We start from the raw sequence: 19,224 nt of genomic DNA, 5'->3' as shown, positions 1-19,224 counted from the left end.
CCGAATGAGCCCGGATCATGAGTTCTGCCTTGCACGAGCAGCCTTACCTCGAAAGCTGGCGCTGGATGAGTCGCCAGATCCGTTGCGCGATGGACCCTGACGAGCCTCGCCTGATCGAACATTACCTGGCCGAAGGTCGTTATCTCGCCTGTTGCACGGCAACCTCTCCCTGGACCATCGCCGAAACTTCTTTCCGCTTGCTACTCGACACCGCCACCGATGTCGCGCTGCCCTGGCACTGGCGCACCTTGTGCCTCGACCAGGCCTGGCGGCCGTTGCGCGATCTGGAACGCCTCTCTCTGTGCAAGTGCCGCCTCAAGCGCTGGCAGAGCTACACCTGGCAACTGGCGACCTGCGAGTTGCAGCCCTCGATTCCTCTCATAGAACTGGTGCAAGGATTTACAGATGACCAAGACACGTATTGAGCGCGACAGCATGGGCGAACTCCAGGTCCCGGTGGACGCCCTCTACGGCGCACAGACCCAACGAGCAGTGAACAACTTTCCCATCAGCGGCAAACCGATGCCCGTGCATTTCATTCGCGCGCTGATCCTGGCCAAGGTCGCCGCTGCCCGCGCCAACGTCGAGCTCGAACAAATCAGCGAATCCCAGGGCAATGCCATCGTCGATGCGGCGCTGGGTCTGCTCCAAAGCGACTTCATGCAGCATTTTCCGGTGGATATCTTCCAGACCGGTTCCGGCACCAGTTCGAACATGAACGCCAACGAAGTGATCGCCACCTTGGCCAGCCGCCTGCTCGGCGAGCCGGTGAACGCCAACGATCACGTCAATTGCGGCCAAAGCAGCAACGACATCATCCCGACCACTATCCACGTCAGTGCTGCGTTGGCGTTGCACGAGCAATTGTTGCCGGCGCTGGCACGTCTGGTTCAAGTGATCGAGCACAAGGCCGAAGAGGTTCATCACCACGTCAAAACCGGCCGCACTCACTTGATGGACGCGATGCCGGTACGCATGAGCCAGGTGCTCAACGGTTGGGCGCAGCAGCTCAAGGCCAACATCGGTCATCTGCAGGATCTGCTGCCGAGTCTGCAATCCCTGGCTCAGGGCGGTACGGCAGTGGGCACCGGAATCAACGCTCATCCGCAATTCGCGGCGCGTTTCAGTGAACAACTGAGCAAGCTGACCCAGGTGCAATTCCAGCCGGGCGAGGATCTGTTTGCGCTGATTGGCTCTCAGGACACGGCGGTCAGTGTTTCCGGTCAGCTCAAGGCCACGGCCGTTTCACTGATGAAAATCGCCAACGACCTGCGCTGGATGAACTCCGGCCCGCTGGCCGGTCTTGGTGAAATCGAGCTCGAAGCCTTGCAGCCGGGTTCTTCGATCATGCCTGGCAAGGTCAACCCGGTGATCCCGGAAGCGACCGCGATGGTCGCCGCTCAGGTCATCGGCAATGACACGGTCATCACCATCGCCGGTCAGTCGGGCAATTTCGAGCTGAACGTGATGCTGCCGATCATCGCCCAGAACCTGCTGAGCAGCATCGAGTTGCTGGCCAGCGCCAGCCATCTGCTGGGTGAAAAGGCTATCGCCAGCTTCAAGGTCAACGAAGCCAGGCTCAAGGAAGCGCTGTCGCGTAACCCGATCCTGGTCACCGCACTCAACCCGATCATTGGTTACCAAAAAGCCGCGGAGATCGCCAAGAAGGCCTATCAACAGAGCCGGCCGGTGATCGATGTCGCCCAGGAACACACCGACCTGACACGCAGCCAGCTTGAGGTCTTGCTGGACCCGGAAAAACTCACCGCAGGCGGCGTGTAATCACCGCAACCGCTTTGGAGGCTCACCATGGAGCACTGGAAACGCACGATCGAAAGGGCAAATCGCTGTTTCATGCTGGGCGAACTGGTGGATGCCCGCGAGGCTTACTTGCAGGCATTGGCCCTGGCCCTGGTGTTGTTCGAGCGCTGGGCAGATGCCGACGAGGCGGTTGCGGCCTGCGTGATTTCCCACCACAACCTGGCGGATCTGCATTTGCGTCTGAACCAGCCGGAGGAGAGCGCCGAGTACCTGTGCGCCATCCACCAGCGATTGTTGCAGACCATGCAGGACCCACGACTGGCCCCAGCCCTGCGTGAAGCAGCGCTGCGCCAGAGCAGCAAAACCTACGTCGAGCTGCTGAATTTCATCAGCGAACACGGCGAATACCCGCGCACGCATCGATTGCTGCACATCGATGCCGCTTCGCCTGCACCCCTACATCATGGAGTTCATTGAAATGGCTTTTACCTTGCCTGCCTTGCCCTACGCCTACGATGCGCTGGAACCGCACATCGATGCGCAGACCATGGAAATCCATTACACCAAGCACCACCAGACCTACATCAACAACCTCAACGCTGCGGTGGAAGGCACCGAGTTTGCCGAGTGGCCGGTGGAGAAACTGGTGTCTGCTGTCCAGCAACTGCCGGAGAAGCTGCGCGCGGCGGTGATCAATCAGGGCGGCGGGCATGCCAACCATTCGCTGTTCTGGGAAGTGATGGCGCCCAACGGCGGCGGCAATCCTGAAGGCTCCCTGGCTGAGGCGATCGATGAGCAACTGGGCGGTTTGAACCGTTTCAAGGAGGCCTTCACCAAAGCCGCGCTGACTCGTTTCGGCAGCGGCTGGGCGTGGCTCAGTGTGACGCCGCAAAAGACACTGGTCGTTGAAAGCAGCGGTAATCAGGACAGTCCATTGATGAACGGCAATACGCCAATCCTCGGCCTGGATGTCTGGGAGCACGCTTATTACCTGCAATACCAGAACCGTCGCCCGGAATACATCAACGCGTTCTACAACGTGATCAATTGGCCTGAAGTCGCTACGCGCTATCAGGCTGCACTGGTTTAAGACTTCTGCAAAAACAATCCAAGGCTGGCTATGGGCACTGAAACATTGGCGATCGGTAGTGGGCGAATGTTTCGTTACGCATTCGGGTCGCTGTTACTGCTGGCAGGCATGACGTTATTGGTTGCCCAAGGCTTGGCGTGGCTGGACCTCGAGCCGAAACTGCTGCGCGCGCTGCAAGGCGGGGCGATCTGCGCCTTGGGCACTGCCTTGGGCGCGGTGCCCGTGCTGGTGATTCGACGGATGCCCCAGGCGGTCAGCGATACGCTGCTCGGCTTCGGGGCCGGGGTGATGCTCGCAGCAACAGCGTTTTCGTTGATCGTTCCGGGGATCTCTGCCGCTGAAAACCTGGGGCTGACGCCTTGGGCGGCGAGCGGACTGATCAGTTTCGGCATCATGCTGGGTGCGTTTGGATTGTTCCTGGTTGATCGCAAGGTGTCGGGTGCGTCGCCGGAAATGCTCGTAGGTACGCTGGAACGACCGGTCATCCCGCCGCGAATCTGGTTATTTGTGTTTGCGATCATTGCCCACAACATCCCCGAAGGCATGGCGGTCGGAGTGTCGGCGGGGGGTGGCATGCCCGACGCCGATAGCCTGGCCATGGGCATCGCCTTGCAGGATGTGCCGGAAGGTCTGGTGATCGCGCTGGTTTTGGCCGGGGCAGGGATGTCGCGGGTCAAGGCGTTCCTGATCGGTGCTGCGTCAGGTCTGGTCGAGCCGGTTTTTGCACTGTTGTGTGCCTGGCTGGTGAGCCTGGCCGAATTGTTGTTGCCCTTGGGGTTGGCACTGGCGGCTGGGGCGATGTTGCTGGTGGTCACCCATGAAGTCATCCCCGAGTCGCGCCGCAATGGTCACGACAAGCTTGCAAGTCTTGGGTTGCTGATCGGGTTTTGCTTGATGATGGTGATGGATACAGCGTTGGCTTAGTGGCTGAGCACGAACTTTGTAGCAGCCTTCGGCAGCTGCTACAGGGCGAGGCGTTATTCGCCTTCGCCGAAGTAGTCATTGATCAGATTCACCAATGCCTGCAGCGCCTCATCAGCCTGTTCACCTTCGGTGCTCAGGTGGATTTTGGTGCCCTTGCCCGCAGCGAGCATCATCATTGCCATGATGCTTTTTCCGTCGACGGTGGATTCCGGCGTGCGTCCTACTCTGATCGTGCAATCCTTGAACTCACCGGCAACGCCAACGAATTTTGCAGAAGCGCGGGCATGCAGGCCCAGCTTGTTGATGATTTCAATTTCCAGAGCAGGCATCGCGGTGTGAATCCTTTAGCTGAGGTCGCGGTGGCGAACCTGGACGTTCTTCAGGGATTTTTGCAGGGCCTGGCCCAGACGTTCGGTCAGGTAGACGGAACGGTGATGGCCGCCGGTGCAACCAATGGCGATGGTGACATAAGCACGGTTGCTGGCGGCGAAGCGTGGTAGCCACTTGAGCAAGTAGGTGGAGATGTCCTGGAACATCTCTTCGACGTCTGGCTGTGCCGCCAGGTACTCGGCAACCGGCTGGTCGAGCCCGGATTGATCGCGCAACTCTGGCTTCCAGTAAGGGTTCGGCAGGCAGCGTACGTCGAACACCAGATCAGCGTCCACCGGCATGCCACGCTTGAAGCCGAAAGACTCCACCAGGAACGCCGTACCGGGTTCCGGCTGGTTCAGCAGGCGCAGCTTGATGGTATCTCGCAGCTGATACAGGTTCAGGTTGGTGGTGTTTACTTTGAGATCGGCGAGGTCGGCAATCGGCCCGAGCAGGGCGGTCTCATCGTTGATGGCCTCGGCCAGCGAGCGATTGGCATTGCTCAGCGGGTGACGACGACGGGTTTCCGAGAAACGTTTGAGCAAGGTTTCTTCGTCGGCGTCCAGATAAAGCACATCACACTGGATATGCCGGCTGCGCACTTCTTCCAGCAGTTCGGGAAACCGCGACAAGTGACTTGGCAGGTTGCGCGCATCGATGGATACGGCAACCAGCGGTTGCACCAGCTCGGTGTGAATCAACGCGCGTTCGGCCAGTTCCGGCAGCAGGCCGGCGGGCAGGTTGTCGATGCAGTAGTAGCCGTTGTCCTCGAGAACATCGAGTGCGGTACTTTTACCTGAGCCGGAGCGGCCACTGACGATGATCAAGCGCATGATTAATGACCGTTTTGCTCGTCCAGGACAACCTGATACAAGGCTTCATTGCTCGGGGCGCTGCGCAGTTTTTCGCGCACTTCCTTGCGGTCGAGCATGCTGGCGATCTGGCGCAGTAACTCCAGGTGCGCATCGGTAGCGGCTTGCGGGACCAGCAGAACGAACAGCAGGTCAACCGGGGCGCCGTCGATGGCGTCGAAATCGATGGGTGCATCAAGGTGCATCAGGGCGCTGATGGGCGAGGTGCAACCCTTCAGGCGGCAGTGGGGAATGGCGATGCCATTGCCAAAACCAGTTGAGCCGAGTTTTTCACGGGCAATCAGAGCCTCGAAGACATCTTGCATCTCCAGATCCGGCACTTCTTTGTGGATAAGGTTGGCAATTTGCTCGAGGGCTTTCTTTTTACTGCCGCCCGGCACGTTCACGAGGGAACGGCCGGGGGTCAGGATGCTTTCAAGTCGGATCATGGGTTGGGAGTGTTAACGACCGGTCGCGCCCTGGAGGAGGCTTTGGGTCTTTTCCTTATGCTTTTTGAGTTGTTTATCCAGCTTGTCGGTCAGTGCGTCGATCGCCGCGTACATATCGGTATGCTCCGCGTTTGCGACCACTTCATTGCCGGGAATATGCAGCGTGGCTTCGATTTTCTGCTTGAGTTTTTCGACTGTCATCGTGACTTGCACGTTGGTGATCTTGTCGAAATGCCTCTCTAATCGTTCGAGTTTTTCGCCGATGTAGGTGCGAAGAGGTTCGGTCACTTCCAGTTGGTGTCCACTGATGTTGACTTGCATACAGCTTCTCCTTCGTTGCCAGTGCATAAAGCGGCAGGCAGAAATGCCTGCCACTGGAACGCTGTGGCGTGGCTCTACATCAACCGCTTACGTTCGCTCGAAGGCGCGATCCCGAGGGATTCGCGGTACTTGGCGACGGTGCGGCGAGCCACCTGAATGCCTTGTGCCTCCAGTAAACCAGCGATCTTGCTGTCACTCAACGGCTTTTTCTGATTTTCCGCGGCAACCAGTTTTTTGATGATCGCGCGGATCGCTGTGGACGAGCATTCACCGCCTTCTGAGGTGCTGACGTGACTGGAGAAAAAGTATTTCAGCTCATATATGCCCCGAGGGGTATGCATGAATTTTTGCGTGGTCACCCGTGAAATCGTCGACTCGTGCATGCCCACCGCTTCGGCGATGTCATGCAGGACCAGCGGTTTCATGGCTTCGTCACCGTATTCAAGAAAGCCGCGTTGATGCTCGACGATCTGAGTGGCTACTTTCATCAGGGTTTCGTTGCGGCTTTGCAGGCTCTTGATGAACCAGCGGGCCTCTTGCAACTGATTGCGCATGAAGGTGTTGTCGGCGCTGGTGTCGGCGCGGCGCACGAAGCCGGCGTATTGAGCGTTGACCCGCAGTCGTGGCACCGACTCCTGGTTCAGCTCCACCAGCCAGCGTTCGTTGTCCTTGCGAACGATCACGTCGGGAACGACGTATTCAGCTTCGCTGGACTCGATTTGCGAGCCTGGGCGCGGGTTGAGGCTCTGCACCAGTTCAATCACCTGGCGCAGTTCATCTTCCTTGAGCTTCATGCGACGCATCAGTTGGCTGTAATCGCGGCTGCCGAGCAGGTCGATGTAATCGGTGACCAGGCGTTTGGCCTCGACCAGCCAAGGTGTCTTGGCGGGCAACTGACGCAATTGCAGCAGCAGGCATTCGCCCAGGTTGCGGGCGCCGATGCCAGCGGGTTCGAATTGCTGGATGCGGTGCAGGACGGCTTCGATTTCGTCCAGTTCGATGTCCAGTTCCGGGTCGAAGGCTTCGAGAATCTCCTCGAGGGTTTCGTCCAGGTAGCCCTGATTGTTGATGCAGTCGATCAGGGTCACGGCGATCAGGCGATCGGTGTCGGACATCGGGGCGAGGTTCAGTTGCCACAGCAGGTGGCTTTGCAGGCTTTCGCCGGCCGATGTCCGGGTGGTGAAGTCCCACTCGTCGTCATCGTTGCTCGGCAGGCTGCTGGCGCTGGTCTGGTAGACGTCTTCCCACGCGGTATCGACGGGCAGTTCGTTGGGGATGCGTTCGTTCCAGTCGCCTTCCTCTAGGTTATCAACCGTCGGGGCGGTTTCCTGGTAGGAGGGTTCCTGAATGTCAGCGTTGGGTTGCTGTTCGGCTTTGTCGGCCAAGGGGTCGGCGTTATCGAAGTCGTCGCCTTCTTCCTGGCGTTCGAGCATCGGATTGGACTCCAGGGCCTCCTGGATTTCCTGTTGCAGGTCCAGGGTCGACAATTGGAGCAGGCGGATGGCCTGTTGCAGCTGCGGTGTCATCGTCAGCTGCTGGCCCATTCTCAAGACTAGCGATGGTTTCATGGCAGGGGCTTAACACCTTATTCGCCGGCGCACATGCGCCATCCACTACAGGGCGCCGGAGCGCCAAACATAAGCAAATTATATGCCCGAAACTGCAGCGTTTGCCTAGAGCGCTGTAACAATAAAAAAATGTTGATTTTTATCGAGACAAGCGCCCGGGCAACCAGCCAGACACCTCAGTGCTTACAGGCGGAATTCATGGCCCAGATACACTTCCTTGACCAGGTCGTTGGCCAGGATGGTGGCAGAGTCACCTTCGGCGATCAGTTGGCCATCGTTAACGATGTAGGCGGTTTCGCAGATATCCAGGGTTTCACGGACGTTGTGGTCAGTGATCAGCACGCCAATGCCCTTGGCCTTGAGGTGATAGATGATCTGTTTGATGTCGCCCACCGAAATCGGGTCCACGCCGGCGAATGGTTCGTCGAGCAGGATGAATTTCGGGTTGGTAGCCAGTGCCCGGGCGATTTCCACACGGCGGCGTTCACCACCGGACAGGCTCATCCCGAGGTTGTCGCGGATGTGGCTGATGTGGAATTCCTGCAGCAGGCTTTCCAGCTCTTTGCGGCGACCGGCCTTGTCGAGTTCCTTGCGGGTCTCGAGGATCGCCATGATGTTGTCGGCTACCGAGAGTTTGCGAAAGATCGACGCTTCTTGCGGAAGATAGCCGATGCCGGCCTTCGCACGACCGTGCATAGGCTGGTGGCTGACATCCATGTCGTCAATCAGTACGCGCCCCTGATCGGCCTGTACCAGACCAACAATCATGTAAAAGCAGGTGGTCTTGCCGGCGCCGTTGGGACCCAGCAGGCCGACGATCTGACCGCTGTCGATCGACAGGCTGACGTCACGCACGACCTGGCGGCTCTTGTAGCTCTTGGCCAGATGCTGAGCTTTCAGAGTTGCCATTACTGGGCCTTTTGCTCGTCGGTTTTCTTCTTCGGCTGGATCACCATGTCAATGCGCGGACGCGACTCGGTGACCTTGTTGCCCGTCGCGCGACCGGCGCTCGCAAGCTTTTTGACCGTGTCGTAGACGATTTTCTCGCCTTGAGTGACGTTGTTGTCCTTGTCGACGACTTTTGCCTTGTCGATCAGCACAACGCGGTTTTGCGCTGCGTGGTACTGGATAGTCACTCCCCAACCCTGAACCGGTTTGGTGTCGCCAGCGGTCTGCATTTGCTCGAAGTAGGCCAGGTTGCCCACCGAAGTCACCACGTCGATGTCGCCGGTCGGGGTGCGGGTGATGGTCACAGTATTGCCTTTAACGATCATCGAGCCCTGAGTGATGATCACGTCACCTTTATAGGTGGCAATGCCATTCTTGTCGTCCAGCTGGGCGTCGTCGGCCTGGATGCGGATAGGCTGCGCTTGATCGGTCGGCAGAGCCCAGGCGCTCACGCTTCCCAGTGCTGCGCTCAGACCGAGCAAAATAGGGAGGGTTTTAACGAGCCTCATACTGTCCTCTTACGTTAGATAGCAGGTGTATCCTGCTTTCTTTCAAATACGCTTTCATTCCGTTGCCAGTCGACACACCACCAGCGCCGTCGATTCTAACGGGTTGCTCGGTCTGCGCATATTGCTGCTGCGGGAACACTGTCATGCGGGTGGTGGTAATCAGGGTCTTGCGGTTTTTCTCGTCGAAGCGCGTGATGCGCACCGAGTCAATCAGTTCGACCTGAGTGCCGTCGGGATTCACTTCGCCGTGCTCGCTCTGGACATGCCACGGAAACTCGGTGCCGCGGAACATGTTCAGGTCGGGATTGGTCAACAGCGTCACTTCGGTGGCTTTCAGGTGTTCAACCTTGTCGGACGTCATTTCGTATTGCAGTTTGCCGTCCGGCAGGTATTGCACGCTGTGGGCGTTGATCGCGTAATAGTCGATTGCGGTTTCATCGATCTTTGCCACCGGCTTATCGAGGAAGCGTTCCGGGCTGATGTTCCAGTAGCCGACCGCCGCGAATATCGCTGCGATGCAACCGAACACCAGGAATTTGCGAAACTTTTTGCTCAGCATAGTTGGCTCACAGGTACGCGGCGTTTGCCGCATCGAGGCGGCCCTGCGCGCGCAGGATCAATTCGCAGAATTCGCGAGCGGCACCCTCGCCACCACGAGCCTGGGTGATGCCGTGGGCGTGTTCACGGACGAAACTGGCAGCGTTTGCCACCGCCATGCCCAGGCCGACGCGGCGAATCACCGGCAGGTCCGGCAGGTCGTCGCCGAGGTAGGCGACTTGCTCATAGCTTAGGTTGAGTTGGGCAAGAAGCTCGTCGAGCACCACCAGTTTGTCTTCGCGCCCCTGGTACACGTGTGGAATACCGAGGTTCTTCGCTCGTCGCTCAACCACCGGGGTCTTGCGGCCGCTGATGATAGCGGTCTGCACGCCGGCTGCCATCAACATCTTGATGCCTTGGCCGTCGAGGGTGTTGAACGTCTTGAATTCGCTGCCGTCTTCGAGGAAGTACAGGCGTCCGTCAGTCAGTACGCCATCGACGTCGAAAACCGCCAGTTTGATGTTCTTGCCGCGTTGCAGCAGGTCGGTGCTCATCACATTACTCCTGCGCGCAGCAGATCGGACAGGTTGAAGGCGCCGATCGGACGGTCCTCCTTGTCCACTACTACCAGCGCGTTGATTCGATGGTCTTCCATGATTTTCAGGGCTTCGGCTGCCAGCATATCGGCCCGGGCGGTCTTGCCATGAATAGTCATGACCTCGTCGATGGTCGTATGGTGGATGTCGATGGTCCGGTCAAGGGTGCGGCGCAAGTCGCCGTCGGTGAAGATCCCGGCCAGTTTGCCGTCGGCCTCCACAATCGCGGTCATGCCCAGGCCCTTGCGGGTCATTTCCATCAAGGCGTCCTTGAGTAGCGTGCCGCGTTGCACCTGGGGCAGTTGTGCGCCAGCGTGCATGACGGTTTCCACTTTCAGCAGCAGGCGTCGGCCAAGCGCGCCGCCGGGGTGGGAAAAGGCGAAATCTTCAGCGGTAAAACCGCGGGCTTCCAGCAGCGCAACGGCCAGGGCGTCGCCCATGACCAGCGCGGCAGTGGTCGACGAGGTTGGTGCCAGGTTGAGCGGGCAGGCTTCGTGCTCGACGTGCACGTTGAGGTTGACCTCGGCAGCCTTCGCCAGCGGTGAATCAGGGTTGCCGGTCATGCTGATCAATTGAATGCCCAGGCGTTTGATCAGCGGCAGCAAGGTGACAATTTCATTGGTCGAGCCGGAGTTCGACAGTGCCAGGATGATGTCGTCACGGGTGATCATGCCCATGTCGCCGTGGCTGGCTTCGGCCGGGTGCACAAAAAAAGCCGTGGTGCCGGTACTGGCCAGGGTGGCGGCGATCTTGTTGCCGATGTGCCCCGATTTGCCCATGCCGACCACGACCACGCGCCCTTTGCTGGCCAGAATTATCTCGCAAGCGCGTACGAAATCTGCGTCGATACGGGGCAACAAGCCTTGTACGGCTTCCAGTTCGAGGCGGATGGTGCGTTGTGCTGATTGAATCAGGTCGCTGGATTGGCTCATGTCAGAAATCGTATAGCCTGATGAAAAGGCGGCGATTATAACGGTAATGATCGAAACCCTCACGCAAGTTCGTCGCGCTTTGTCATTCCCGGTTACCCAATACCCCTAAATAGAAGCTTTTACACCGTCGTGTTGCTCAACATGGCCCGGCTTGGGCCTTGGGCGCTTGGCCTTTGCAGTGATATAGTTCGCCGCCAGTTCGGCCTGCCCGGGAGGTATGTGCTTTCGCCAGAAAGCCAGGCGTCCGAGTGAGAGGCTGCATCGCAAGGAGATTAGATGAGTGCCGATAAAGCCTACGCGGTCGAGCTGAAGGGACTGACCTTCAAGCGCGGAACGCGCAGCATTTTCAATAACGTCGATATACGTATCCCGCGCGGCAAGGTCACCGGCATCATGGGGCCTTCCGGGTGTGGCAAGACTACGCTGTTACGGCTGATGGGCGCACAGTTGCGGCCCACCAAAGGCGATGTCTGGGTCAATGGACAGAACCTGCCGAAACTGTCGCGCAGTGATCTGTTCGATGCGCGAAAGCACATGGGCGTGCTGTTTCAGAGTGGTGCGCTGTTCACCGATCTCGATGTGTTCGAGAACGTCGCCTTTCCGCTACGCGTTCATACCGAACTGCCGGAAGAAATGATCCGGGACATTGTCCTGCTCAAATTGCAGGCCGTGGGTTTGCGTGGCGCCATCGACCTGATGCCTGACGAGTTGTCCGGCGGCATGAAGCGTCGCGTCGCGCTGGCCCGGGCGATTGCCCTCGATCCGCAGATCCTCATGTATGACGAGCCCTTTGTCGGCCAGGACCCCATCGCCATGGGCGTACTGGTGCGCCTGATCCGCCTGCTCAACGATGCGTTGGGCATCACCAGTATCGTGGTCTCCCACGACCTGGCCGAGACCGCGAGCATCGCCGATTACATCTATGTCGTCGGCGAAGGCCAGGTGTTGGGGCAGGGCACGCCTGAGGAACTGATGAACTCGCAGGAGCCACGCATCCGTCAATTCATGACAGGCGAGCCTGACGGTCCGGTCGCCTATCACTTTCCAGCGACGGATTACCGCGCAGATCTTCTGGGGCAGCGTTGATGCGCAAGATTTCACTAATAGAGCGAGTTCGCCGGTTCGGCCACTCTGGCATTGACGTGCTGGGGGTGTTCGGCCGTTCGGCGATATTCCTGTTTCATGCCTTGCTTGGCCGTGGCGGCATTGGCGGCGGTTTTAGCTTGCTGATCAAGCAACTGCATTCGGTGGGCGTAATGTCCCTGGTGATCATCGTAGTCTCCGGGGTATTCATCGGCATGGTGCTGGCGCTGCAAGGCTTCAATATTCTATCCAGCTACGGTTCGGAGCAGGCGGTCGGCCAGATGGTTGCGCTGACGCTGTTGCGCGAATTGGGGCCCGTGGTCACGGCATTGTTGTTCGCCGGGCGCGCCGGTTCGGCATTGACTGCCGAAATCGGCAACATGAAGTCCACCGAGCAGTTGTCCAGTCTGGAAATGATTGGTGTCGACCCGCTCAAGTACATCATTGCCCCCCGCCTGTGGGCCGGCTTCATTTCCCTGCCAGTGCTGGCGATGATCTTCAGCGTGGTGGGAATCTGGGGTGGTTCGTGGGTGGCCGTCGACTGGCTGGGTGTCTATGAAGGTTCCTACTGGTCCAACATGCAGAACAGCGTGACCTTTGCAGACGATGTGCTCAACGGCATCATCAAAAGCATCGTTTTCGCCTTTGTCGTGACCTGGATCGCCGTATTCCAAGGCTATGACTGCGAGCCCACTTCCGAGGGGATCAGTCGTGCCACTACCAAGACCGTGGTGTATGCCTCTTTGGCTGTACTCGGCCTGGACTTTATTCTGACCGCCTTGATGTTTGGAGATTTCTGATGCAAAACCGCACCCTGGAAATCGGTGTCGGCCTTTTCTTGCTGGCTGGCATCCTGGCTTTGCTGTTGCTGGCGTTGCGGGTGAGTGGCCTGTCCCCGAGCGCAACCACCGACACTTATAAACTTTATGCGTACTTCGACAATATCGCCGGTTTGACTGTCAGAGCTAAAGTGACCATGGCCGGTGTGACCATCGGCAAGGTCACGGCAATCGATCTGGATCGCGACAGTTTCACCGGTCGGGTGACCATGCAGCTGGAAAAACGCGTAGATAACCTGCCGACTGACTCTACTGCATCTATCCTGACCGCTGGGCTGTTGGGCGAGAAGTACATCGGTCTCAGCGTGGGCGGGGAAGAAACCTTGCTCAAGGAAGGTGCAACCATCCACGACACGCAGTCGTCGCTGGTACTCGAAGACCTGATCGGTAAGTTTCTGCTCAATACCGTTAGTAAAGACGCCAAATGAGGAGCTTTTAAATGATCTCTACCTTGCGACGTGGCCTGTTGGTATTACTCGCGGCCCTGCCGTTGATGGCTAACGCCGTGGCGGCGCCTTCTGCGCACGAACTGGTGCAGGACACCACCAATCGGTTACTTGCCGATCTGGCGGCCAATAAAGAGAAGTACAAGCAGGATCCGAAAGACTTTTATACCGCGCTGGACACCATCGTTGGGCCTGTTGTGGATGCCGAGGGCATTTCCAAGAGCATCATGACGGTCAAGTACTCGCGCAAAGCCACGCCTGCGCAAATGAAGACCTTTGAAGAAAACTTCAAAAAGGGTCTTTTCCAGTTCTATGGCAATGCTTTGCTCGAATACAACAATCAGGGAATCGTCGTCGACCCTGCCAAGGATGAGTCGGGAGACCGTACAAGCGTCGCCATGACGGTCAAAGGCAGCAACGGCGCGATCTATCCTGTGTCTTACACACTCGAAAAGATCAATGGCGAGTGGAAACTGCGCAACGTGATCATCAACGGCATCAACATCGGCAAGCTGTTCCGTGATCAGTTCGCTGATGCGATGCAGCGCAATGGCAACGACCTGGACAAGACCATCAATGGTTGGGCCGGGGAAGTCGCCAAAGCCAAGGAAGCCACTCAGAAGCAAACAACCGAGACGCAAGCTCAATGAGTGTATCGGCCATTCGCATGAGCGAATCCGGCGAGCTGACGCTTAGCGGCATGCTGGATTACCGCACCGGCCCTGGCTTGCGCAAGCAGGGGCAGGCGCTGATCAAATCCAGCAAGGCCGCTGCACTGGTGGTCGATTGCTCGGCAGTGTTGAAATCCAGCAGCGTCGGCTTGTCGCTGCTGCTGTGCTTCATGCGTGATGCAGAGGCGGCCGGCAAGGCGTTGAGCATCCGTGGGATGCCAGAAGACATGCGCGAAATCGCTCAGGTCAGCGAATTGACCGAGCTGTTGGCGCATCCCTAACCGCATCTATAAAGAAGCCCCCCGTCAGAGTCCTGCTTCGCGGGGTTCGCAGGCGCGGGGCTTTTTTGTATGATGTCCGACCCGCGCGCACAGGGCGCCGATTGAGGTTGAGCATGCAGGCCGTAGAAGTGAAGAGCTTCCTTGAAGGAAAGCTGCCGAACACCAAAGTGGAAGTTGAAGGCGAAGGCTGCAATTTCCAGCTGAACGTGATTAGCGATGAACTGGCGGCGTTGAGCCCGGTGAAGCGTCAGCAGCAGGTCTATGCCCATTTGAACCCATGGATCACCGATGGCAGCATCCATGCGGTCACTATGAAATTTTTCAGCAGCGCGGCCTGGGCCGAGCGCACCTGAGCCCAAGGGCGTCGAGATTCTTATGGATAAATTGATAATTACCGGTGGCGTTCGTCTTGATGGCGAAATCCGCATCTCCGGGGCAAAGAACTCTGCCCTGCCGATCCTGGCTGCAACCCTGCTGTGTGACGGCCCGGTGACCGTGGCCAACCTGCCGCACCTGCACGACATCACCACCATGATCGAGCTGTTCGGTCGCATGGGCATCGAGCCGGTGATCGACGAGAAACTCAGCGTCGAAATCGACCCGCGCACCATCAAGACCCTGATCGCTCCGTACGAACTGGTGAAAACCATGCGTGCGTCGATCCTGGTGCTGGGCCCGATGGTTGCCCGTTTCGGTGAAGCCGAAGTTGCACTGCCTGGCGGTTGCGCCATTGGTTCGCGTCCGGTTGACTTGCACATTCGTGGCCTCGAAGCCATGGGCGCGGTCATCGACGTCGACGGCGGCTACATCAAGGCCAAGGCGCCTGAAGGTGGCCTGCGCGGTGCGCACTTCTTCTTCGACACCGTCAGTGTGACCGGTACCGAAAACATCATGATGGCGGCCGCTCTGGCCAAGGGCCGCAGCGTTCTGGCTAACGCCGCTCGCGAGCCTGAAGTCATCGACCTGGCGAACTTCCTGAACGCCATGGGTGCCAAGATCACTGGCGCCGGCACCGACACCATCACCATCGATGGCGTCGAGCGTCTGCACCCGACCACTTACAAAGTGATGCCTGACCGTATCGAGACCGGCACTTACCTGGTCGCAGCTGCTGTGACCGGCGGTCGTGTGAAGGTCAAGGACACCGATCCGACCATCCTCGAAGCCGTTCTTGAGAAACTCAAGGAATCGGGTGCCGAAATCACCTGCGGTGAAGACTGGATCGAGCTGAACATGCACGGCAAACGGCCAAAAGCCGTTAACGTGCGCACCGCTCCGTACCCGGCGTTCCCGACCGACATGCAAGCGCAGTTCATCTCCCTCAACGCCATTGCCGAAGGCACGGGTGCCGTGATCGAGACGATCTTCGAAAACCGCTTCATGCACGTTTACGAACTGCACCGCATGGGCGCTCACATCCAGGTCGAAGGCAACACTGCCATCGTTACCGGTATCGAAAAGCTCAAGGGCGCGCCAGTCATGGCCACCGACCTGCGTGCTTCGGCCAGCCTGGTGATTTCGGCGTTGATCGCTGAAGGTGACACCTTGATCGACCGCATCTACCACATCGACCGTGGTTACGAGTGCATCGAAGAGAAACTGCAGATGCTCGGCGCCAAGATCCGCCGCGTACCGGGCTAGTTTCTGCTGCATGGGCGCAGGGACGCGCCCGTTGAATTCGTTTCAAGTCGAGCCTGTTTCAGGCTCGATGTGTGTCCGGCGCCATTTGCGACCGGGCATCAGTAGCCTGATAAGGACTGACGTTTCCCATGTTGACCATCGCACTGTCCAAGGGCCGCATCCTTGACGACACCCTGCCGCTTCTGGCTGAAGCGGGCATCGTGCCGACCGAGAATCCGGACAAGAGCCGCAAGCTGATCATCCCCACGACTCAGGCCGATGTACGTCTGCTGATCGTGCGCGCCACCGATGTGCCGACTTACGTCGAGCATGGTGCCGCTGACCTGGGCGTCGCCGGTAAAGATGTGCTGATGGAATATGGCGGCCAGGGCCTGTACGAGCCATTGGACCTGCGAATTGCCCTCTGCAAGCTGATGACCGCCGGCCGTGTCGGCGATGTCGAGCCCAAGGGCCGCCTGCGTGTGGCGACCAAATTCGTCAACGTTGCCAAGCGTTACTACGCCGAACAGGGCCGTCAGGTCGACATCATCAAGCTCTATGGCTCGATGGAACTGGCGCCGCTGATCGGTCTGGCAGACAAGATCATCGACGTGGTCGACACCGGCAACACCCTGCGCGCCAATGGTCTGGAACCCCAGGATTTCATTGCCGACATCAGCTCCCGGCTGATCGTGAACAAAGCTTCAATGAAAATGCAGCACGCCCGTATCCAGGCGTTGATCGACACCCTGCGCAAGGCAGTGGAGTCTCGACACCGCGGCTGATTCACCTGCGCGACCGCAAGGCGCGCCGTCTATCCGCCTCATAGCCAGAATTCTCAGGTGCCCAAGCGGATCGAATGTTAGCTTCGGGCGCCTGAGTTTTTTGCCAATCCTATGAGGCTCTCGCTATGACCGCACCGACTGCAATTCGCCGACTCAACGCTGCTGACCCGGATTTCGCACATCATCTGGATCATCTGCTGAGCTGGGAAAGTGTGTCTGACGACTCGGTCAATCAGCGGGTGCTGGACATCATCAAGGCCGTGCGCGAGCGTGGCGATGCGGCGCTGGTGGAATTCACCCAGAAGTTCGACGGCCTGCAGGTCGCGTCCATGGCGGATCTGATCCTGCCGCGTGAGCGCCTGGAACTGGCCCTGACCCGAATCACCGTGCCTCAACGTGAAGCGCTGGAAAAAGCCGCGTCCCGAGTACGCAGCTACCACGAGAAACAGAAGCAGGACTCCTGGAGCTACACCGAAGCCGACGGCACCGTGCTGGGCCAGAAAGTGACGCCGCTGGATCGCGCCGGCCTGTATGTACCGGGCGGCAAGGCGTCTTATCCGTCCTCGGTGCTGATGAACGCGATTCCGGCCAAGGTGGCGGGTGTGACCGAAGTGGTCATGGTGGTGCCGACGCCTCGTGGCGAAATCAACGAGCTGGTGCTGGCCGCAGCCTGCATCGCCGGCGTCGACCGCGTGTTCACCATCGGCGGCGCCCAAGCGGTTGCCGCGCTGGCCTACGGCACCGAAAGCGTGCCGAAGGTCGACAAAGTGGTCGGCCCGGGCAACATCTACGTTGCCACCGCCAAGCGCCACGTGTTCGGCCAGGTCGGCATCGACATGATCGCCGGCCCATCCGAAATCCTCGTGGTCTGCGACGGTCACACCGATCCGGACTGGATCGCCATGGACCTGTTCTCCCAGGCTGAGCACGACGAAGACGCCCAGGCGATTCTGGTCAGCCCGGACGCCGAGTTCCTCGACAAGGTGGCCGCCAGCATCGCCAAACTGCTGCCGACCATGGAACGCGCCGAGATCATCGAAACGTCGATCAATGGCCGTGGCGCGCTGATCAAGGTGCGCGACATGGACCAAGCCATCGAAGTGGCCAACCGCATCGCGCCGGAACACCTTGAGTTGTCCGTTGCTGATCCGCAGGCCTGGCTGCCGAAGATTCGCCACGCTGGCGCGATCTTCATGGGCCGTCACACCTCCGAAGCCTTGGGCGACTACTGCGCCGGTCCGAACCACGTGTTGCCAACCTCCGGCACCGCGCGTTTCTCCTCGCCGCTGGGCGTGTACGACTTCCAGAAGCGTTCGTCGATCATCTTCTGCTCCGAGCAAGGTGCGTCGGAACTGGGCAAGACCGCTTCCGTGCTGGCCCGTGGCGAGTCGTTGACCGCCCACGCCCGTAGTGCCGAATACCGCATCATTGACGAAGACTCTTCACAAGGGCAGGGGAACTGAAGATGAGTAAATTCTGGAGCCCGTTCGTCAAGAATCTGGTGCCTTATGTGCCGGGCGAGCAGCCGAAACTGGCGAAACTGGTGAAGCTCAACACCAACGAAAATCCGTACGGACCATCGCCAAAAGCCTTGGCGGCGATGCAGACCGAACTGAATGACAATTTGCGTCTGTACCCGGACCCGAACAGTGATGTGCTCAAGCAAGCAGTCGCCAAGTACTACGGCGTGCAGAGCAATCAGGTGTTTCTCGGCAACGGTTCCGATGAAGTCCTGGCGCACATCTTTCACGGTTTGCTGCAACACGATCAGCCGGTGCTGTTCCCGGACATCAGCTACAGCTTCTATCCGGTTTACTGCGGGTTGTACGGCATCGCCTTCGACGCGGTGCCGCTGGACGAGCAGTTCCAGATCAACCCGGCGGACTACGCCAAGCCGAATGGCGGGATCATCTTCCCGAATCCGAACGCACCGACTGGCTGCCTGTTGGCGCTGGGCGCCGTGGAGCAAATCCTCAAGGCCAGCCCGGATTCAGTGGTCGTGGTGGATGAGGCTTACATCGATTTCGGCGGTGAGACGGCGATCAGCCTGGTGGATCGTTATCCGAACCTGCTGGTGACCCAGACCCTGTCCAAGTCCCGTTCGCTGGCCGGTCTGCGAGTGGGGCTGGCGGTGGGGCATCCGGACCTGATCGAGGCGCTGGAGCGGATCAAGAACAGCTTCAACTCCTATCCGCTGGATCGTCTGGCGAATGTCGGTGCAGCTGCAGCGTTCGAAGACCGTGAGTATTTCGATAAGACCTGCCGGTTGGTGATCGAGAATCGTGAATGGGTCGTTGCGCAATTGGAGGCGAAGGGCTTTGAAGTGCTGCCGTCGGCGGCAAACTTCATTTTCGCCCGTCATCCGAAACACGATGCGGCGGGGCTGGCGGCGAAGTTGCGCGAGCAAGGCGTGATCGTTCGGCACTTCAAGCAGGAGCGGATTGCCCAATTCCTGCGGATCTCGATTGGCACGCCGGAGCAGAATCAGGCGTTGATCGACGGCCTCGGCACTCTCTAACCAACACCCCCGATCCCTGTGGGAGCGAGCTTGCTCGCGATGAGGCCATAACATTCAGCATCCATGTTGAATGTCAGACCACTATCGCGAGCAAGCTCGCTCCCACAGTGGTTTTGTGCTGGCTGC

25 protein-coding genes are annotated in these 19,224 nt (G+C 58.9%); 15 read left to right on the top strand and 10 right to left on the bottom strand.

Annotation, left to right across the window (positions count from 1 at the left end):
* Positions 1-17: 17 nt before the first annotated feature.
* Genes QF010_RS06060 through QF010_RS06040 form a run of 5 tightly spaced genes read left to right on the top strand, consistent with a single transcriptional unit; the run spans position 18 to position 3,775 of the window.
* Positions 18-425: a FagA protein gene (locus tag QF010_RS06060; RefSeq protein ID WP_429532601.1), complete on the top strand. Its 408-nt coding sequence runs from the start codon at positions 18-20 to the stop codon at positions 423-425.
* Entirely contained in the window at positions 406-1,782 is a 1,377-nt protein-coding gene (locus tag QF010_RS06055; RefSeq protein WP_429532600.1) for a class II fumarate hydratase, read from the top strand. The genes QF010_RS06060 and QF010_RS06055 overlap by 20 nt, the downstream gene beginning before the upstream one ends.
* A gap of 27 nt (positions 1,783-1,809) precedes the next feature.
* Entirely contained in the window at positions 1,810-2,238 is a 429-nt protein-coding gene (locus QF010_RS06050) for a DUF2753 family protein (RefSeq protein ID WP_033058007.1), read from the top strand.
* Position 2,239: 1 nt separating this feature from the next.
* Complete coding sequence (locus tag QF010_RS06045) at positions 2,240-2,851, top strand: superoxide dismutase (protein ID WP_429532599.1); 612 nt, start codon at positions 2,240-2,242, stop codon at positions 2,849-2,851.
* A 30-nt stretch (positions 2,852-2,881) separates the two neighbouring features.
* Positions 2,882-3,775: a ZIP family metal transporter gene (locus tag QF010_RS06040; protein ID WP_415773252.1), complete on the top strand. Its 894-nt coding sequence runs from the start codon at positions 2,882-2,884 to the stop codon at positions 3,773-3,775.
* Between the two features lie 53 nt (positions 3,776-3,828).
* Here QF010_RS06040 and QF010_RS06035 read toward each other — a convergent pair whose 3' ends face one another.
* From QF010_RS06035 to QF010_RS05990, 10 genes are all read right to left on the bottom strand, one after another.
* Entirely contained in the window at positions 3,829-4,104 is a 276-nt protein-coding gene (locus tag QF010_RS06035; protein WP_033058002.1) for an HPr family phosphocarrier protein, read from the bottom strand.
* Positions 4,105-4,119: 15 nt separating this feature from the next.
* Entirely contained in the window at positions 4,120-4,977 is an 858-nt protein-coding gene (gene rapZ, locus QF010_RS06030) for an RNase adapter RapZ (RefSeq protein WP_429532598.1), read from the bottom strand.
* A 2-nt stretch (positions 4,978-4,979) separates the two neighbouring features.
* Positions 4,980-5,444, bottom strand: coding sequence for a PTS IIA-like nitrogen regulatory protein PtsN (gene ptsN / locus QF010_RS06025; protein ID WP_008150761.1), 465 nt, complete (start codon positions 5,442-5,444; stop codon positions 4,980-4,982).
* 12 nt (positions 5,445-5,456) lie between these two features.
* Positions 5,457-5,765: a ribosome hibernation-promoting factor, HPF/YfiA family gene (hpf, locus tag QF010_RS06020; RefSeq protein ID WP_007941242.1), complete on the bottom strand. Its 309-nt coding sequence runs from the start codon at positions 5,763-5,765 to the stop codon at positions 5,457-5,459.
* 74 nt (positions 5,766-5,839) lie between these two features.
* Positions 5,840-7,333, bottom strand: a complete 1,494-nt coding sequence (locus QF010_RS06015) for an RNA polymerase factor sigma-54 (RefSeq protein ID WP_033053633.1) — start codon at positions 7,331-7,333, stop codon at positions 5,840-5,842.
* A 183-nt stretch (positions 7,334-7,516) separates the two neighbouring features.
* On the bottom strand, positions 7,517-8,242 hold the full coding sequence (lptB, locus tag QF010_RS06010; protein WP_033057997.1) for an LPS export ABC transporter ATP-binding protein: 726 nt from the start codon (positions 8,240-8,242) through the stop codon (positions 7,517-7,519).
* On the bottom strand, positions 8,242-8,790 hold the full coding sequence (gene lptA, locus QF010_RS06005) for a lipopolysaccharide transport periplasmic protein LptA (protein WP_033057996.1): 549 nt from the start codon (positions 8,788-8,790) through the stop codon (positions 8,242-8,244). The genes lptB and lptA overlap by 1 nt, the downstream gene beginning before the upstream one ends.
* The gene (gene lptC / locus QF010_RS06000; protein ID WP_429532597.1) at positions 8,777-9,349 is read right to left on the bottom strand and encodes an LPS export ABC transporter periplasmic protein LptC; all 573 of its coding nucleotides are present in this window, start codon (positions 9,347-9,349) and stop codon (positions 8,777-8,779) included. The genes lptA and lptC overlap by 14 nt, the downstream gene beginning before the upstream one ends.
* A gap of 7 nt (positions 9,350-9,356) precedes the next feature.
* Positions 9,357-9,881: a KdsC family phosphatase gene (locus tag QF010_RS05995; protein ID WP_033057989.1), complete on the bottom strand. Its 525-nt coding sequence runs from the start codon at positions 9,879-9,881 to the stop codon at positions 9,357-9,359.
* Entirely contained in the window at positions 9,881-10,855 is a 975-nt protein-coding gene (locus tag QF010_RS05990; RefSeq protein ID WP_429532596.1) for a KpsF/GutQ family sugar-phosphate isomerase, read from the bottom strand. Before QF010_RS05990 ends, QF010_RS05995 begins: the two co-directional genes overlap by 1 nt.
* A 276-nt stretch (positions 10,856-11,131) precedes the next feature.
* Between QF010_RS05990 and QF010_RS05985 the strand changes: the two genes are divergently transcribed.
* The 10 genes from QF010_RS05985 to hisC all read left to right on the top strand — a co-directional run bounded on the left by QF010_RS05985 (position 11,132) and on the right by hisC (position 19,098).
* Entirely contained in the window at positions 11,132-11,941 is an 810-nt protein-coding gene (locus QF010_RS05985; protein WP_033057984.1) for an ATP-binding cassette domain-containing protein, read from the top strand.
* Complete coding sequence (mlaE, locus tag QF010_RS05980) at positions 11,941-12,738, top strand: lipid asymmetry maintenance ABC transporter permease subunit MlaE (protein ID WP_033057981.1); 798 nt, start codon at positions 11,941-11,943, stop codon at positions 12,736-12,738. The genes QF010_RS05985 and mlaE overlap by 1 nt, the downstream gene beginning before the upstream one ends.
* Positions 12,738-13,205: an outer membrane lipid asymmetry maintenance protein MlaD gene (mlaD, locus tag QF010_RS05975; RefSeq protein ID WP_033057979.1), complete on the top strand. Its 468-nt coding sequence runs from the start codon at positions 12,738-12,740 to the stop codon at positions 13,203-13,205. The genes mlaE and mlaD overlap by 1 nt, the downstream gene beginning before the upstream one ends.
* Before the next feature lie 11 nt (positions 13,206-13,216).
* Positions 13,217-13,873, top strand: a complete 657-nt coding sequence (locus QF010_RS05970) for an MlaC/ttg2D family ABC transporter substrate-binding protein (RefSeq protein ID WP_033057977.1) — start codon at positions 13,217-13,219, stop codon at positions 13,871-13,873.
* Positions 13,870-14,175 carry an STAS domain-containing protein gene (locus QF010_RS05965; RefSeq protein WP_008150739.1) on the top strand — a complete coding sequence of 102 codons (306 nt, stop codon included), beginning with the start codon at positions 13,870-13,872 and terminating at the stop codon, positions 14,173-14,175. Before QF010_RS05970 ends, QF010_RS05965 begins: the two co-directional genes overlap by 4 nt.
* A gap of 113 nt (positions 14,176-14,288) precedes the next feature.
* Positions 14,289-14,528 carry a BolA family protein gene (locus tag QF010_RS05960; protein WP_007901566.1) on the top strand — a complete coding sequence of 80 codons (240 nt, stop codon included), beginning with the start codon at positions 14,289-14,291 and terminating at the stop codon, positions 14,526-14,528.
* Positions 14,529-14,550: 22 nt separating this feature from the next.
* Complete coding sequence (gene murA, locus QF010_RS05955) at positions 14,551-15,816, top strand: UDP-N-acetylglucosamine 1-carboxyvinyltransferase (protein ID WP_033057972.1); 1,266 nt, start codon at positions 14,551-14,553, stop codon at positions 15,814-15,816.
* A gap of 128 nt (positions 15,817-15,944) precedes the next feature.
* On the top strand, positions 15,945-16,580 hold the full coding sequence (gene hisG / locus QF010_RS05950; protein ID WP_007901570.1) for an ATP phosphoribosyltransferase: 636 nt from the start codon (positions 15,945-15,947) through the stop codon (positions 16,578-16,580).
* 125 nt (positions 16,581-16,705) lie between these two features.
* Positions 16,706-18,043 (top strand): histidinol dehydrogenase, encoded by a 1,338-nt coding sequence (gene hisD, locus QF010_RS05945; protein ID WP_033057969.1) that lies wholly within the window; start codon positions 16,706-16,708, stop codon positions 18,041-18,043.
* 2 nt (positions 18,044-18,045) lie between these two features.
* Entirely contained in the window at positions 18,046-19,098 is a 1,053-nt protein-coding gene (gene hisC, locus QF010_RS05940) for a histidinol-phosphate transaminase (RefSeq protein WP_429532595.1), read from the top strand.
* The last annotated feature ends 126 nt before the right edge of the window (positions 19,099-19,224 follow it).

This window comes from Pseudomonas silensiensis (assembly GCF_050434865.1).
Taxonomy (GTDB): Bacteria; Pseudomonadota; Gammaproteobacteria; order Pseudomonadales; family Pseudomonadaceae; genus Aquipseudomonas; species Aquipseudomonas fluorescens_W.
Note: the sequence above shows the minus strand (reverse complement) of the source record. Positions and strands in the feature narration are given on the sequence as shown.

Excerpts from the sequence above, each read along its gene's own strand:
- QF010_RS06060 (WP_429532601.1), top strand. The coding sequence starts at position 18 with ATGAGTTCTGCCTTGCACGAGCAGCCTTACCTCGAAAGCTGGCGCTGG.
- QF010_RS06055 (WP_429532600.1), top strand. The coding sequence starts at position 406 with ATGACCAAGACACGTATTGAGCGCGACAGCATGGGCGAACTCCAGGTC.
- QF010_RS06050 (WP_033058007.1), top strand. The coding sequence starts at position 1,810 with ATGGAGCACTGGAAACGCACGATCGAAAGGGCAAATCGCTGTTTCATG.
- QF010_RS06045 (WP_429532599.1), top strand. The coding sequence starts at position 2,240 with ATGGCTTTTACCTTGCCTGCCTTGCCCTACGCCTACGATGCGCTGGAA.
- QF010_RS06040 (WP_415773252.1), top strand. The coding sequence starts at position 2,882 with ATGGGCACTGAAACATTGGCGATCGGTAGTGGGCGAATGTTTCGTTAC.
- QF010_RS06035 (WP_033058002.1), bottom strand. The coding sequence starts at position 4,104 with ATGCCTGCTCTGGAAATTGAAATCATCAACAAGCTGGGCCTGCATGCC.
- rapZ (WP_429532598.1), bottom strand. The coding sequence starts at position 4,977 with ATGCGCTTGATCATCGTCAGTGGCCGCTCCGGCTCAGGTAAAAGTACC.
- ptsN (WP_008150761.1), bottom strand. The coding sequence starts at position 5,444 with ATGATCCGACTTGAAAGCATCCTGACCCCCGGCCGTTCCCTCGTGAAC.
- hpf (WP_007941242.1), bottom strand. The coding sequence starts at position 5,765 with ATGCAAGTCAACATCAGTGGACACCAACTGGAAGTGACCGAACCTCTT.
- QF010_RS06015 (WP_033053633.1), bottom strand. The coding sequence starts at position 7,333 with ATGAAACCATCGCTAGTCTTGAGAATGGGCCAGCAGCTGACGATGACA.
- lptB (WP_033057997.1), bottom strand. The coding sequence starts at position 8,242 with ATGGCAACTCTGAAAGCTCAGCATCTGGCCAAGAGCTACAAGAGCCGC.
- lptA (WP_033057996.1), bottom strand. The coding sequence starts at position 8,790 with ATGAGGCTCGTTAAAACCCTCCCTATTTTGCTCGGTCTGAGCGCAGCA.
- lptC (WP_429532597.1), bottom strand. The coding sequence starts at position 9,349 with ATGCTGAGCAAAAAGTTTCGCAAATTCCTGGTGTTCGGTTGCATCGCA.
- QF010_RS05995 (WP_033057989.1), bottom strand. The coding sequence starts at position 9,881 with ATGAGCACCGACCTGCTGCAACGCGGCAAGAACATCAAACTGGCGGTT.
- QF010_RS05990 (WP_429532596.1), bottom strand. The coding sequence starts at position 10,855 with ATGAGCCAATCCAGCGACCTGATTCAATCAGCACAACGCACCATCCGC.
- QF010_RS05985 (WP_033057984.1), top strand. The coding sequence starts at position 11,132 with ATGAGTGCCGATAAAGCCTACGCGGTCGAGCTGAAGGGACTGACCTTC.
- mlaE (WP_033057981.1), top strand. The coding sequence starts at position 11,941 with ATGCGCAAGATTTCACTAATAGAGCGAGTTCGCCGGTTCGGCCACTCT.
- mlaD (WP_033057979.1), top strand. The coding sequence starts at position 12,738 with ATGCAAAACCGCACCCTGGAAATCGGTGTCGGCCTTTTCTTGCTGGCT.
- QF010_RS05970 (WP_033057977.1), top strand. The coding sequence starts at position 13,217 with ATGATCTCTACCTTGCGACGTGGCCTGTTGGTATTACTCGCGGCCCTG.
- QF010_RS05965 (WP_008150739.1), top strand. The coding sequence starts at position 13,870 with ATGAGTGTATCGGCCATTCGCATGAGCGAATCCGGCGAGCTGACGCTT.
- QF010_RS05960 (WP_007901566.1), top strand. The coding sequence starts at position 14,289 with ATGCAGGCCGTAGAAGTGAAGAGCTTCCTTGAAGGAAAGCTGCCGAAC.
- murA (WP_033057972.1), top strand. The coding sequence starts at position 14,551 with ATGGATAAATTGATAATTACCGGTGGCGTTCGTCTTGATGGCGAAATC.
- hisG (WP_007901570.1), top strand. The coding sequence starts at position 15,945 with ATGTTGACCATCGCACTGTCCAAGGGCCGCATCCTTGACGACACCCTG.
- hisD (WP_033057969.1), top strand. The coding sequence starts at position 16,706 with ATGACCGCACCGACTGCAATTCGCCGACTCAACGCTGCTGACCCGGAT.
- hisC (WP_429532595.1), top strand. The coding sequence starts at position 18,046 with ATGAGTAAATTCTGGAGCCCGTTCGTCAAGAATCTGGTGCCTTATGTG.